Here is a 13,941-nt window from a genome sequence, read left to right as displayed (position 1 = left end):
GGGGTCAGCCGCGGAAGATGCGGTTGTCCTGGCGCTTGAGCGCCAGGTCCCAGCCCGAGAGCTGCGCGGGCTCGACACCGATGTCGCCCACGTAGGCGGCGGAGGGGCGGATGATCTTGCCGAGCCGCTTCTGCTCCAGGATGTGCGCGCTCCAGCCGGCGGTGCGGGCACAGGTGAACATCGGGGTGAACAGTTCGGCGGGGATCTCGGCGAAGTCGAGGACGACCGCCGCCCAGAACTCGACGTTGGTGGCGAGCACACGGTCCGGCTTGCGCTCCTGGAGCTCGGCCAGGGCGGCGGCCTCCAGGGCGGCGGCGGCCTCGTAGCGCGGCGCGTCGAGCTCCTTCGCGGTGCGGCGCAGGAGCCGGGCGCGCGGGTCCTCGGCGCGGTACACCGGGTGACCGAAGCCCATCAGGCGCCGGCCGCTGTCGAGCAGGTCCTTGACGTAGCGTCGGGCGTCGCCCGCCGACTCGACCTCGTCCAGCATGTGGAGCACCCGGGAGGGGGCCCCGCCATGCAGCGGCCCGGACATCGCGCCGATGGCGGCGGAGAGGGAGGCCGGGACGTCGGCGCCGGTGCTGGCCACCACACGGGCGGTGAAGGTGGAGGCGTTCATGCCGTGCTCGGCGGCGGACATCCAGTACGTGTCGACGGCCTTGACGTGGCGCGGGTCCGGCTCACCGCGCCAGCGGATCATGAACCGCTCGACGATGTTCTCCGACCGGTCGATCTCGCGCTGCGACACGGCGGGCCGCCCCAGGCCGCGGGCCGCCTGGGCGACGAAGGAGAGGATCATTACCGAGGTCCGGGCCAGGTCTTCACGGGCCTGGGCGTCGTCGATGTCGATCAGCTGCTGGGTGCCCCAGTAAGGGGTCATCGTGGCGATGGCGGCCTGGACGTCGGCCCGGAGGTTGCCGGAGTGCACGGGGATGGGGAACGGCTCGGCGGACGGCAGGTCGTGGTCGAAGTCGCCGTCGACCAGCAGGCCCCAGATGTCGCCGTAGGAGACCTGGCCGACGAGGTCCTCGACGTCGATGCCGCGGTAGCGGAGGACGCCGCCGTCGCGGTCCGGCTCGGCGATCTGGGTGTCGAAGGCTACGACGCCCGCGAGTCCCGGGTTGACATCTGCCATGGTGTTGCTCCTCGCATGCGCTGATGGGTGTTCAACATGTGGTGGTGCGACCGCCGGTCGCCGGTGGGCGGGTGCGGCGGTCGAAAGTCGGGGGCCCTGGCGTACTAGGGCGTGGCGTGCAGGGCGCCGAGCACGGTCCCGGCGGGTCCTGCCGGGTCGAGCACGGGTGTCGTGCCGATGCGGTCCCCGGCCGTCCAGGCCGCCGCGCACAGTGCGCGCAGCGCGTCCACCGGGTCGGGGCCCTCGCCCTCCAGCAGCAGGCGCCCGTCTGCGGTACGGGCCAGCCAGCCGCCGCAGTGGAAGGCGTGGCCGGGCCCGGGCGTTACCGCCGGATGAGGGGTGAGCAGGCCCCGCAGATCGGCGGCGACATGAGTGGGGCGCTCCTGCGGGCCGGCGGCGAGCAGCTGTCCGGCCGTGGTGACGCCGGTGAGAACCAGCAGGCTGTCCACGCCCCCGTTGACGGCACCCGCGATGTCGGTGTCGAGCCGGTCCCCGACCACCAGCGGGCGGCGGGCGGCCGTGCGGAGCATCGACTCGCGGTGCATCACGGGCATCGGCTTTCCGGCGACCTGCGGCTCCGCGCCGGTCGCGGCGCGCACCGCGCCGACCAGGGCACCGTTGCCGGGCGCCCGCCCGCGGTCCGTGGGCAGGCTGAGGTCGGTGTTGGAGGCGATCCAGGGCAGTCCGGCCACCACGGCGTAGGAGGCTTCGGCGAGTTCCGGCCAGCCGACGCCCGGGTCGAACCCCTGGACCACCGCGACCGGTTCGTCGGCGAGCGAGCCGACCGGCCGGAGGCCGTGCTCCCGCAGCGCTTCGTGGAGTCCCTTGCCCCCCACGACCAGGACGGCCGCCCCGGCGGGTACCTGTTCGGCGACCAGCCGGGCCGCCGCCTGGGCGGAGGTGACCACGGCGTCGGGGCCCGTCGGCACACCGAGCCGGGTGAGGTGGCCGGCGACGTCCTCGGGGGTGCGGGAGGCGTTGTTGGTGACGTAGGCCAGGCGCATGCCGGCCCGGTCGGCCCGGTGCAGCGCGTCGACGGCGTGGGGTACGGCCTCGGGTCCGGCGTAGACCACGCCGTCCAGGTCGAGCAGGGCGGTGTCGTACTCCTCGACGGGCGCCCGGCGGCAGCCGGCCAGCAGGGGGCGATCGGGAGAGGCGGGCAAGAGAGGGACGGTCATTCCGGACTCCGGAGGGAGGAGAGGGGTGCGGGGGCGGACGTTCCGGCCACCGGCGAGGACGCGGCGGCGGACGTTCCCGCCACCGGTGGCGGCGCTGCTGCCGAGGCCGCCGCTGCGATGGCGCGGGCGAGCAGCACCTCGGTGCCGGCCAGGCCGAGCGAGCAGAACACGCTGAGCTGCCGGGGGGTCGTACGGCCCGCGGCGCGGCCGGCCAGCACGTGCCCCAGGCCGAGGAGCCGGTCCGGCGGGACCACCAGGCCGCCCGGGTAGTCGCGGGCCTGCTCCGGGGCGTCGGTCACGAGCGGCGCGGCCCGCTCGAACAGCGCGCGGGGAAGCTCGGCACGTCCCGGGCCCTTGGGACCGACGGCGTTGACGTGCGTGCCGGGGCGCACCCAGGCGTCGTCGAGGACGGGCGTGGTGCTGGAGGTGGCCACCACGAGCACGTCACAGGGCTCGACGGCGGCCCTGGCGTCGGGCACCGCCGTGGCCGTCAGGCCCAGTTCCCGGGTGGCGCGGGCCGCGAACGCCTCCCGGGTGGCCGGGGTTCGGCTGTGGACGAGAACCGAGCGCAGCGGCAGTACGGCGGCGAGGCAGCGCACCTGGGCCCATGCCTGCTCGCCGGTCCCGATCACGCCGAGGACGGAGCTGTCCGGTCGGGCGAGGGCGCGGGCGGCGACGGCACCGATGGCGCCGGTGCGCAGGGGACCGAGTGCTCGGCCGTGCACCAGGGTGGCGAGTCGGCCGCCGTCCCAGACGGCCGTCAACTGGTCGCCGTCGGCGAACGTGTCGTAGACGCGGCAGCCGTGGACGGAGCCGGCGAGCCGGCCCGCGGTGACCACCAGGTCCCCGTCGGCCAGCGACAGTCGTGCTCGTGGTGGTGCGTGCAGGCGGCCGTCGCCATGGGCGGTCAGGGCTTCGTGCATCGCGTCGACGGCCGGCTGGGGAGCGGTGGACAGGACGTCACGGTCCGTCAGGAGGAGCGGGGCGTTCACCGGGGCACCGCCACGTCGCCCCAGGAGAGCGCGTAGATGTCGCAGACGTTGGTGCCGGTGGGCCGGCCGGGCAGGCAGGCGCCGATGGCGGAGAGGGCGGTGTGGGTGTCGTTGCGGTCGAGGAGGGCGCGCCAGTCGAGGCCCAGGCCGGCGGCCAGGCCGAGGGACTCTCCGGTGACCCGGGCGCCCATTACGCCGGGCAGGAAGTCCTGGCCGTCCGTGGCGAGGGCGGTGAAGGAGGCGCCGGGGAGTCCGGCGAGTTCCGGCAGCATCGCCCAGGCGAGCTCCTGGCACCGTCCGCCCCGGCCGGGGCCGCGGACCGAGACGGTGACCTCTCCGGCGCCGACCAGGCAGACCGGGCCGGGCGTCCGCTCGGCGATCCGGCGGGCCGCCGCCCCGATCCGTCGGGCCACCTCGCGGGCCTCGCCCTGGACGGTGTCGCCGAAGCCGAAGGTGCGGTGGCCCCGGGCCCGGGCGGCCGCCAGGGCGGCGTCGAGCGCGGTCCGCGGGCTGCCGATCTCGAGGTTGAGGATCGAGGGGGTGCCGGATGCCGTCGCCGCCCGCTGTGTCAGGGCGGTACGGATCCGTGCGACGACCGGGGCCGGCAGGAGCGGGGCCGCTTCGGTGAGGACCTCGGCGGCGCGGGCGAAGTCCACGGAGCCCGGGTACGAGAGTCCCGAGGCCACCGCGCGGGCTCCCTGCTGCACGTTGTCGGAGAGCACCAGGCCCAGCAGCCGGGCCCGGCCGGCCAGGGGCAACAGGGCGCCGGCGTGGATGCCGGAGACCGCCTTGCGCAGTTCGTTGATGCGGGTGACGTCGATGCCGGTCCGGAGCAGGGCGGCGGTCAGCAGCCGGAGGTCCTCCAGCTCCATCGGGGACGACGGCCGGCTCACCAGTGCCGATCCCCCGCCGGAGACGGCGAGGACGACCAGGTCGCGCTCGTCGAACCGCCGGGCGCTCAGGTACTCCTCGACGGTTCGACCGGCCCGCACGCTGTTCGGGCCGGGCACGGGGTGGTCGCCGCGGACCACGGTGAAGCCGGCGACCGGGCCGGCGGGTGCCGCCGGCACCGCGACCCCGGACCGGAAGGCGGGCCCGGCGGCGGACCGTACGGCCGTGCCCATCTCCACGGCGGCCTTGCCGACGGCCACCACGTGGACCCGGTGCGCCCGGGCCAGCAGGTCGGCCGCGGGGCCGCCGCGCAGCGTCTCCCGGACCAGCCGGCCGCCGTGTGCGGCGACCAGGCCGGCGTCGGCGATGGCCAGCGAGTCCGCCGGCGCCAGATCGACCGTGGTCACGTGCCCTCCCGGCGGCATAGCGCCGAATTGCGGCGCGGCTGTGAATCCGGCCGCCCTTGTGCGCCAGGTCACAGAAAAGGGAGTGAAGGCGGGGCGGGAGGCCAAGTTAGGTTGACAGGCAAAGCAGGTTCCTTCCGGTCGGTCGGCCGGAAGGCACCCGTTGCAAGTACTGCGCTGAAGCCTGCCAAAACCCAGGGCGGTGCAGAATAGAAATAGGGGGTCGTATTCATGCCTGGCGCAACCGCGAGGGGTAAGAACCAGGACAAGGGGGAGGGAACCGAACCCGTCGCCGGCAGGCAGGAGGGGGCCGTCGGCACCGCCCTCTACGCGTACGCCGTCGGTCGGGAGTCGGTCTCGGTCGACGAACTCGTGATGGTGGCCGGGGGCGCCGAGCACGAGGCCAGAGCGGCCGTCGCCCAGTTGCTGGACCTGCGGCTGCTGCGGGCCACGGTGGAGTGCGCCGACCGGCTGGTGGCGGTGCCGCCCGCCACTGCCGGCGCCCAGGTCCTGATTCCCGCGATGCGTGAACTGCACGACCGGCAGCAGGAGATCAGCCGGGTCTACTCCGAGCTGACCACCCTGATGACCGTGTACGAGAACAACACCCTGGGCAGCTTCGAGACCCAGCGTATGCAGTACGTCACCGAGTTGGCGGCGGTGCGTCAGATCATCACGGAGCTGTCCGCCAGGGCCGCCGTCGAGGTCCTCACCTCGCAGCCGGGCGGCGCCCGGCCCGAGTCCGAGCTGGACGAGGCCGTGGAGCGCACGCTCACCCTGCTCGACCGCGGGGTGCGGATGCGCACGCTGTACCAGCACGCCGCCCAGTTCAGCCGGCCCACCATCGAGCACGTGCGGATGCTGGCCGAACACGGCGCCGAGGTCCGCACGGTCAGCGACGCCTTCATGCGGCTCATCGTCTTCGACCGGGAGACCGCCGTGCTCACCCTGCGCAACCATCCTCAGGGCGCGCTCGTGGTGCGCGAGCCGAGCATCGTGGACTTCGCGGTGCAGTCGTTCGAGCGTGCCTGGGCGGAGGCCACCGAATTCCCCACCGCCTACGAGCGCGACAACGTCGTCAAGTCCTCGGACGAGGTGAAGCAGGCGCTGATCCGTCTGCTGGTGGAGGGGTACGAGGACCGGGTCATCGCCAGGCGCCTGGGCATCTCTCTGCGGACCTTTCAGCGCCACCTCTCGGAGGTGATGCGGCGGATCGGCGCCAGGAGCCGGGCCCACGCCGGTTACCTGCTGCACAAGGCCGAACAGCTGGAGCAGACGTAGCCGCCGGCGCTGCCGGAGCGGCAGGCGCACGCGGGGCGGGCGACGTAGCCGCCGGCGCTGCCGGAATCCGCGTCGCCCGGCCCCTGAGGGGGCCTGAATTCACACAGGCGGGAGAATTCGCCCGCGCTCGCCGTGCGGAGGCCGGCCCACACCCGTGGGCCGGCCTCCGCCGTAGTGGGCCGGAAAATCCCGAATGGGTAGTTTCCCTCCCCACGTAGTTGCGCCAGTCGCACCTACGACACCTGAAGCATATTCAGGTCTCCCGATCCGCCGTGCAGAGTTCTCACACAGTCCGGATTCGCCGCACCGAGCCCGTACAGAAAGAACACACAATGCACATGAAGCGCCTTTCCGCCGCCGCCAAGCTCACCGCCCTGCTGTTCACGCTGGCCCTTCCCACCGCCGCGCTCGCGGCCCCGTCGGGCCTCCCGGCGGCCGCGTCCGCCACGGCGTCGCCCGGCACGTCCGACACCGTGTCGCCCGCGTCGTCCGACGACGACCTCGGCTGGGGCTGAGCCGGCCCGCGCGGAACAGAGGCGTTCCGCACCCGTCATTCCGCCCGTCGCTACAGGAAAGGACATGACGTGCGTCTCCGACACGACATCGGCGGACAGCCCGCCGAGGGCACCGGACACCGTGAGGTCCTGGACGCCCCCGACGCCTGCCCGCTCTACGAAGTGCCCGAGGCGACGGACGCCGACATCGACCGGGCGGTCGGCCTGGCGGCCGAAGCCTTCCGCTCCTGGCGGCGCTCGACGCAGTCGGAACGGTCGGCCGTGCTTCGCGGCGCGGCCGCCCGGCTGCGCGAACGCCGCAGGGAACTCGGCGCCGCGCTCGTCCGGGAGACCGGCCGGGTGACCGACCTGGCGATCGGCGAGGTCGACGGCGCCGCCCGGATCCTCGACCAGTACGCGCAGGTGGACCTGGCGGAGTCCGGCCGGGTCGTCAACCGCGCCTCGTCCCGGGTGTGGGGCGTCGAGGTCGCCGAGCCGCTCGGCGTCGCGGCCCTCATCAGCGCCTGGAACGTCCCGCTGCAACTGGCGGCCCACAAGGTGGGCGCCGCGCTCGCGGCCGGCTGCACCGCCGTCCTCAAGCCGTCCCCCCTGGCCGCCGCGGCGGTCCAGGGGCTCGCGGACGCCTTGTACGCCGCGGGGCTTCCTCGCGGGGTGCTCTCCGTCCTGCACGGCGGGGCGGACACGGCCCGGTCGCTGCTGGCCCGTCCCGAGGTCCGCGTCGTCTCCTTCACGGGCGGCGACGCGGCCGGCCGGGACATCATGGCGGCCGCCTCGGACGGTCTCAAGAAGGTCGTCCTGGAACTGGGCGGCAAGAGCGCCAACGCGGTGTTCGCCGACGCCCCGATGGACCGGGTGGTGGACGGCCTGGTCGCGGGCTTCACCCGCAACCAGGGAGCCGTGTGCACCGCGGCCACCCGGATCCTGATCCAGCGCCGGGTGTACGACGAGGTCGTCGAGCGGCTGTCCCGCGGGGTGAAGAACCTGCGCGTCGGCGACCCGTACACCTCCGGCCCCGAGATCGGCGCGCTGCGCCACGCGGAGCTGGCCGACACCATGGACACCGTCCTCGCCGGGAGCCGGCTGCGGGCCGGCGTCACGGTGACCGGCGGCGAACGCGTCGAGGTGGCCGGCCGGACCGGCAGCTACCGCGCGCCCGCCCTGATCGCCGCCGAGCACGCGGCGGACGTCCCGCTCGCCCGGCGCGAACTCTTCACCCCGGTGGCGGTGGTGGTCCCGTTCGACGACGAGGACGAGCTGGTCGCCGCCGTCGACGACAGCGACTACGGCCTGGCGGCCGGCCTGTGGACCGGCGACGTCGAGCGGGCCGAGCGCATCTGGGACCGGCTCACCGTCGGCACCGTCTACCTCAACTCGTACCACCGCATCGACGCCATCCCCCTGGCGTCCGGGGGCCGTCGTGCCTCCGGCTTCGGCAGCGAGGGGGGCCGCCGGGGCGTCGAGGAGTTCATGGCGCCCAAGAGCATCCACTTCCCCCGCACCGGCTGGTGACCTCGCGGCCCCCAAGGCCGGACCCCGTCCGGTCGAACCCGGCGGCCGACCGACCCGTCCGACCGTGTCCCGTGGCCCGTTGCCGGTCCCGCGGGTCACGGCCGGCACCCGAACACGGAGACCACACAGTATGAGCAGCCCTTACCAACTCGCCGCAGGCCGGATCGTCCAGCGCGTCGAGCGGCCGGCCCCCGAGGTCGTCACCGCCTTCGCCTCCTACTACACCGGCATCGTCCTCGACTCGATGCGCAAGAGCGGCGCCATGAGCGTCGACCTGGCGCCGCTGGCCCCCGGCACCAAGGTCTGCGGCCCCGCCGTGACCTGCTTCGGCGCCGACCTGTCGATCCGCCGGATGGCCATCGACCTGGCCGAACCGGGCGACGTCCTGGTCGTGGCCGCCGGCGGCATCCGCGACCGCGCCTGCTTCGGCGACGGCACCGCCAAGCGGATGACCATGAAGTCCATGGCCGGAGCGGTGGTGGACGGCGCGGTCCGCGACGCGGCGGGACTGCGGGACCTGGGCTTCCCGACGTTCTGCCTCGGCACCACCCCGCGCAACTACCACTACCCGATGGAGGCCGAGGAGGGCGCCGTCAACGTCCCCGTGATCTGCGGCGGCGTCCTGGTCGAGCCGGGCGACCTGATCCTCGGCGACGACGACGGCGTGGTCGTCGTGCCCCGCGCCCTGGCCCCGGAGATCCGGCACGAGGTGGCGGCGAAGCTGGCGGCCGAGCGCGAGGTGCGCGGCTCCTGGACCGGCTACGAGCCCTTCGACGTCGTCGACGAGCTGAAGCAGCGCGGGTATGTCTTCGAGTGACCCGGTCGGCCCCCCAGCGGACAACCGGGGCCCCTCGTTCGCGCTCGTCACCGGCGCCGGCGGCGGCGGGATCGGCAGCGCCGTCGCACACCGCCTCGCCCGGACGCACCATGTCCTGCTGAACGGCACACCGCGCCGTCTGGCCGCCCTGGAGCGGCTGGCGGCCGACATCCGGGCGGCCGGCGGGCACGCCGAACCGGCCGTCGCGGACGTCACCGACCGCGAAGGGCTGCAGGCCGCGCTGGCCGGCCGGCCGGTGGACGTCCTCGTCCACAACGCCGCGCCCTCGCTGCCGCACAGGCCGGTCCATCTGCTGTCCCCCGAGGAGTGGCGCGGCGACCTGGAACCGATCCTCGGAGGCGCGCTGAACGGCGTGTCTCTCGTCGCCCCCGGCATGATCGAGCGGGGCACCGGCCGGATCGTCCTGGTCTCCTCCAGCGCGGCCTTCCGCGGCACCTTCGGCCGCAGCGCCTCGTACGCCGCCGCCAAGGCCGCCCTGCACGGTCTCGTCGCCCAACTGGCGCTGGAGCTGGGGCCGTACGGGATCACCGCCAACGCCGTCGCACCGAGCCAGGTGGCCACCCCGCGCGCCCTGCGGGGCGGTCGCCGGACGCCGGAGTCGCTCGGCCGACAGGCGGCCGCCGTGCCGCTGCGCCGGGTCGGCGAGCCGGACGACGTCGCCTCGCTGATCGCCCACCTCTGCGGCGCTTCGGCCGGCTATCTGACGGGCCAGGTGATCCGGGTCGACGGCGGCTCGTCCCTGGCCTCGCCCACCACGATGACTACGGAGATGAACACGTGAGCGCAACCACCCTGCCCAAGAGCAGGTTCGGGCGGGCCGGAACCGACGTCAGCCGGATCGGCCTGGGCACGTACCACCTGACCTCGGACCGTTCGGTGCCGCACGAGGAGGCCGTGACGATGGTCCGCGAGGCGGTCCGGCTCGGTGTCACCGCGATCGACACGGCCCCGCTGTACGGACTCGGCGAGGCCGAGTTCATCGTCGGCGAGGCGCTGCGTCCGATCGAGGACGAGGTGTTCCTCATCAACAAAGTCGGCCGGTTCGAGAAGAGCATCCTCGCCCGCCACGGGGACGCCTGCTACCGCTCGAAGGAGCTGATCCGCGCCCAGTTCGACCACAGCATGCGTCTGCTCGGCCGCGACCGGCTCGACATGCTGCTGCTGCACGAGAGCGACTGGGCCGAGTGGTGGGACGACCTGACCGCCGCCCGCGGTCCGGTGATGGAGCTCGTGGACGAGCTGAAGGCAGAGGGCCGGATCGGCGGCGTCGGGCTGTCCGCCCGCAAGCCGGAGGAGACCAGGAGGCTCTGCGACACCGGCCGGTTCGACTCGATCCTCTACGTGCACTACTGCAACCTGGTCTGGCAGGAGTCGGTGGACGAGATCCTCCCGCACGCCGAGGCCCAGGACATGGGCGTCGCGATCGGCGCCCCATACCGCCAGGGCCTCCTCCTCGGCGGCGGTGCCGAGCAGGCCGCGCGGCTCCGGGCCGAGCGTCGGGCCTCGGTCCCGCCGGGGATCGTGCGGCGGATCGAGGAGGCGGAGCGGATCGCCGCCGAGGCCGGTCTTTCCATGCCGGAACTCGGGCTGCGCTGGCTGCTCTCCCAGTCCCGGGTGCACACGGTCATGGTCGGGCCGCGCACCGTGCGGGAGCTGGAGCAGAACGTCGAGTGGGCCGCGAAGCCGCCGCTGGAGGAGTCGCTGCTCAAGGAGATCGCCGGTCTGCAGGCGATCGAGCCCGGTTCGTGGGAGGTGTGACGTGACCGGACTTCGCGTGGCCGTGATCGGCCGCACCGGCGGGGGCAACTACGGCCACCAGCTGGACCGGGCGTTCGCCGCGGATCCCCGCGTGCGGATCGTCGCGGTCGCCGACACCGACGAGGCGGCCGGCCGCGACAAGGCGGCGGAGCTCGGCGCTCCCCAGCACTACGCCGACCACCGCCGGATGCTGGAGGAGGAACGGCCCGACATCGTCGTGGTCGCCCCCCGGCACCTCGACTGCCACCAGGAACTCGTCCTGGACTCCCTCGCCGCCGGGGCCCACGTCTACTGCGAGAAGCCCCTCGCGCAGAGCCTGGCGCAGGCCGACACCATGGTGGAGGCGGCGCGGCGGGCCGGACTGCGGCTCGGCAACGCGCTGCCCTTCGTCCACGAGCCGCGCCACCGTCAGGTGCGGGAGCTGCTCGAGTCGGGCCTGATCGGCGACGTGGTCCAGTACCGCGCCGTCTGCAAGTGGGACCACCGCGGCGGCGGCCAGGACTTCCTGATCCTGGGTGTGCACTTCGCCGACATGCTGCGCCGGCTGGCGGGCGACCCGGTCAACTGCTTCGCCCGCGTGTCGGCCGGCGGACGGCCCCTGGCCCCCGAGCACGTCGAGCCCGGCCCGGAGGCGGCCGGCCTGGTCGCGGGGGACGCCATCCACGCCTCGTACGAGTTCGGCGGCCGGATCACCGGCACCATCGAGTCCTGGCGGGTCGGCATCGAGGAGCGCCCGCTCCAACCGTACCGGCTGGAGATCCGCGGCACCAAGGGCATCCTGACGATCCGCGCCCCCTACGCCGACCACTCGCTCTGGTACTACCCGCTGCCCGAGGTGATCCCTGGCGGCCCCGACTGGGAGCGTCTGGAGACCGAGGAGATCCCGTTCTACGGGCGCTACCACCAGCTCGCGGCGGCCGACTTCATCGACGCGGTGCTCGATGGCCGGGCGCCGGCCTGCAGCGGCGAGGACGGCCTGGCCGCGCTGGAGATGATCCACGCGGCCTATCAGTCGGAGCTCTCCGGCGGCCCCGTCGCCTTCCCCCTGATCAGCCGTGAGCACCCGCTCGACAAGCTGTACGCCGCGGCTCACTGATCCGCCGGGCGGTGCGGGCTCCTCCCGCGCCGCCCGGAGTCCCGCTCACCGGCCGGAACTCCGCGCCGCCCGCTCCGAGAGGAGTCCCGTGGACGGCCTCCCACCGTCGTCACAGTCCGCCGCCGCCGCGCCGCCGACGGCCACCACCATGCACAGGTTCTGGCTGCTCACCAGCGCCGCCGCCGTCTCCAAACTCGGCAACACCTTCCTCCACCTGGCCATGCCGTGGACGCTGCTGGCCCACACGGGCTCGCCGCTCCTGGCCGCGCTGAGTCTAGGGGTGCAGAACCTGCCGTACATCATCTCGCCGCTGCTCGGCGGGCTGATCGATCGGTACGAGCGCCGCCGGGTGTTCATGGTCTCCGAGCTGGTCCAGGGTGTCGCGGTGGCCCTGGTCCCCCTCCTCCTGATGGGCCAACAGATCGCCTGGACGCTGGTGCTGTTGCTGGTGGTTGGCTGCGCGAGCGTGGTGTCCAACCTGACGAGCGACTTCAGTCTGGTGCCCGCGCTATCGCCGCCGGACCGGCTGGCGGAGGCATACAGCCGGTACGCCTCGGTCACGTCGGTGGCGCGGTGCGTCGGGCCGGCGATCGCCGGCGGTGTCCTCGCCACGGTGGGGCCGTCGTGGGCGCTCTGGTTCGACGCGATCACCTTCCTGGCCACGGCCGCGGTCGCCCTCACCCTGCCGGTGCAGCCGGCGGCACCAGCGTCCGCCGGCTTCCTGAGCATGCTGTCGGAGGGCTTCCGGGGCTTCCGGCGGCTTCCCGGCGTGGTGCGGCTCACCGTCGTCCTGGCGCTCTACAACCTCGGTGCGGGCAGCATGCCGGCGATCGTGGTGGTCCTCGCCAAGGACGCCTGGCACTGGTCGTCCGGCCAGGCGGGACTGGTACTGGCGGCTGGCGCGGCGGGCAGCGCGCTCGGCGCCTGGCTCGGCCCGAGGGTGCTCGCCAAGGGATCCACGACGCGGCGGGTCGGCTGCTGGTTCGGGGTGTGCGCGGTGGCCTGCGCCCTGCTGCTGCCGCCCTGGCCCGCGCTGACGGTCGTCGGTTTCTTCGTCCTGATGGCCGGTGAGGGCGGCATAAACGTGACGACCAACGAGTACCGGTTCCGGGCGATCCCGAACGCGCTGGTCGGCCGGGTCAACTCGATCATGCGGGCGTTCATCGTGGGGGCCACGGTGCTGTCCTCGGTGGTGCTCGGCTGGTCGGTGAGCCTCTCGGAGCAACTACTGCGGCTGGCTCCCGCAGTGATCGGCGCGGCCGCTGCCTTCGCGGTCTGGGCCGCCGTCCGGCCGGACACCTCCACGGCCTCGGAACCCCCCGTCCTGCGGAGCGAGGAGCAGCGCGCGTGAACATCGAGGACAAGAACGGTCTGCGGATCGCGATGGTCGACGCCGGCGAGGCCCTCGCCCGCGACTGGCGGGCTGACCCGCCCGCCGCGGACGTGGTCCGGGTCAGACGGCCGGACCCGGTCCACTGGCCGGAGCTGGAACGGGCCGGCTTCGTGGTGAAACCCGGCTGGGTGAACTGGCGGGCGCCGCTGGGGGCCTCCGAAGAGGCGTACCTGGCGGGGCTGCCTGCCACGGAGCGCCGCAACTTCCGTCTCGGCCGGCGGTTCGCCGAGGGCGGGGACATCTCGGTGGTCGTCCGGGACGGTCTGACCGCACCCGAACTGGACGCGTTCCTTGCGGTGTACGACGCGCAGATCGCGACCATGCCGCACGGCGTCGCCTACGCGCGGCACCAGCAGGAGCGGCTGTGGCAGGGGGGCGCGGATTACGTCGCCGTGTACGCCTACCGGGGCGACGACATGGTGGCCGGCTGTCTGTGCCTGCTGCGCCCCGAGGACGCGGTGCTGCAGCTGCGTTTCGCGGCGGCCGCTCCCCTCGAACGCGAGGCCCGGTTGCAGCGCGCCCTCTACCTGGCGGCGATGCGGGCGGCGCGGGAGCGGGGCCTGACCGTGATGTCGCTGGGCAACGACCCGTCGCTGTACGGGCACGTGGCCGGCACGGGCCTGTTCCGGTTCAAGGCTCGGTCGGGCTTCACCCCGGTGGCCTCGCACCTGGTCGACCCGGCCGTCGGCGGGGACGAGGCGGACCTGCTCCTCGGACTGCGGGGGCTGTCCCATCCGTCGCTGCTGCTGGCGTACTCCGGTACGGACGTGACGGCGCCGCTGCGGCTGCTGGTGCTGACCGACGGCGGTACCCCGGAGGGCGGCACGCCCGCCCCGGACCTGGCGCCGTACCGGGCGGACTTCCTCGCCGGCGTGGCCCTCCACCCGGTCCGGCCCGCCCTGAGCCCTCAGAGCTGACTGCGCCCCCGCCCATCGAGCCCACAGAATTAGGAGA

The 13,941-nt window shown here is 73.8% G+C and carries 13 protein-coding genes; 9 read left to right on the top strand and 4 right to left on the bottom strand.

Annotation, left to right across the window (positions count from 1 at the left end):
* Positions 1–4 precede the first annotated feature (4 nt).
* From QMZ92_RS14540 to QMZ92_RS14525, 4 genes are all read right to left on the bottom strand, one after another.
* A complete protein-coding gene (locus tag QMZ92_RS14540) occupies positions 5–1,132 on the bottom strand; it encodes a citrate synthase 2 (protein WP_283297788.1) in 1,128 nt (375 codons plus the stop codon).
* A gap of 104 nt (positions 1,133–1,236) precedes the next feature.
* Entirely contained in the window at positions 1,237–2,310 is a 1,074-nt protein-coding gene (locus tag QMZ92_RS14535) for an HAD-IIA family hydrolase (protein ID WP_283297787.1), read from the bottom strand.
* The gene (locus QMZ92_RS14530; RefSeq protein ID WP_283297786.1) at positions 2,307–3,302 is read right to left on the bottom strand and encodes an ornithine cyclodeaminase family protein; all 996 of its coding nucleotides are present in this window, start codon (positions 3,300–3,302) and stop codon (positions 2,307–2,309) included. The genes QMZ92_RS14535 and QMZ92_RS14530 overlap by 4 nt, the downstream gene beginning before the upstream one ends.
* Entirely contained in the window at positions 3,299–4,600 is a 1,302-nt protein-coding gene (locus QMZ92_RS14525; RefSeq protein ID WP_283297785.1) for a DUF4147 domain-containing protein, read from the bottom strand. Before QMZ92_RS14525 ends, QMZ92_RS14530 begins: the two co-directional genes overlap by 4 nt.
* 228 nt (positions 4,601–4,828) lie before the next feature.
* On the opposite strand from QMZ92_RS14525, the gene QMZ92_RS14520 reads away from it, so the two are divergent.
* The 9 genes from QMZ92_RS14520 to QMZ92_RS14480 all read left to right on the top strand — a co-directional run bounded on the left by QMZ92_RS14520 (position 4,829) and on the right by QMZ92_RS14480 (position 13,904).
* Positions 4,829–5,878 carry a LuxR C-terminal-related transcriptional regulator gene (locus tag QMZ92_RS14520; RefSeq protein ID WP_283297784.1) on the top strand — a complete coding sequence of 350 codons (1,050 nt, stop codon included), beginning with the start codon at positions 4,829–4,831 and terminating at the stop codon, positions 5,876–5,878.
* A 338-nt stretch (positions 5,879–6,216) separates the two neighbouring features.
* Positions 6,217–6,393: a hypothetical protein gene (locus tag QMZ92_RS14515; protein ID WP_283297783.1), complete on the top strand. Its 177-nt coding sequence runs from the start codon at positions 6,217–6,219 to the stop codon at positions 6,391–6,393.
* 69 nt (positions 6,394–6,462) lie between these two features.
* Positions 6,463–7,902, top strand: coding sequence for an aldehyde dehydrogenase family protein (locus QMZ92_RS14510; RefSeq protein WP_283297782.1), 1,440 nt, complete (start codon positions 6,463–6,465; stop codon positions 7,900–7,902).
* Between the two features lie 130 nt (positions 7,903–8,032).
* Complete coding sequence (locus tag QMZ92_RS14505) at positions 8,033–8,719, top strand: RraA family protein (RefSeq protein WP_283297781.1); 687 nt, start codon at positions 8,033–8,035, stop codon at positions 8,717–8,719.
* Positions 8,706–9,521 carry an SDR family NAD(P)-dependent oxidoreductase gene (locus QMZ92_RS14500; RefSeq protein ID WP_283297780.1) on the top strand — a complete coding sequence of 272 codons (816 nt, stop codon included), beginning with the start codon at positions 8,706–8,708 and terminating at the stop codon, positions 9,519–9,521. The genes QMZ92_RS14505 and QMZ92_RS14500 overlap by 14 nt, the downstream gene beginning before the upstream one ends.
* Positions 9,518–10,498 (top strand): aldo/keto reductase, encoded by a 981-nt coding sequence (locus QMZ92_RS14495; RefSeq protein ID WP_283297779.1) that lies wholly within the window; start codon positions 9,518–9,520, stop codon positions 10,496–10,498. The genes QMZ92_RS14500 and QMZ92_RS14495 overlap by 4 nt, the downstream gene beginning before the upstream one ends.
* 1 nt (position 10,499) lies before the next feature.
* Complete coding sequence (locus QMZ92_RS14490; protein WP_283297778.1) at positions 10,500–11,594, top strand: Gfo/Idh/MocA family protein; 1,095 nt, start codon at positions 10,500–10,502, stop codon at positions 11,592–11,594.
* Between the two features lie 88 nt (positions 11,595–11,682).
* Positions 11,683–12,945: an MFS transporter gene (locus tag QMZ92_RS14485; protein ID WP_283297777.1), complete on the top strand. Its 1,263-nt coding sequence runs from the start codon at positions 11,683–11,685 to the stop codon at positions 12,943–12,945.
* Positions 12,942–13,904: a GNAT family N-acetyltransferase gene (locus QMZ92_RS14480; protein ID WP_283297776.1), complete on the top strand. Its 963-nt coding sequence runs from the start codon at positions 12,942–12,944 to the stop codon at positions 13,902–13,904. Before QMZ92_RS14485 ends, QMZ92_RS14480 begins: the two co-directional genes overlap by 4 nt.
* The last annotated feature ends 37 nt before the right edge of the window (positions 13,905–13,941 follow it).

It is taken from the genome of Streptomyces sp. HNM0645, from assembly GCF_030056615.1.
Lineage (GTDB): Bacteria > Actinomycetota > Actinomycetes > Streptomycetales > Streptomycetaceae > Streptomyces > Streptomyces marianii.
The sequence above is the reverse complement of the archived record's forward strand: the minus strand, read 5'-3'. Positions and strand labels throughout refer to the sequence as shown.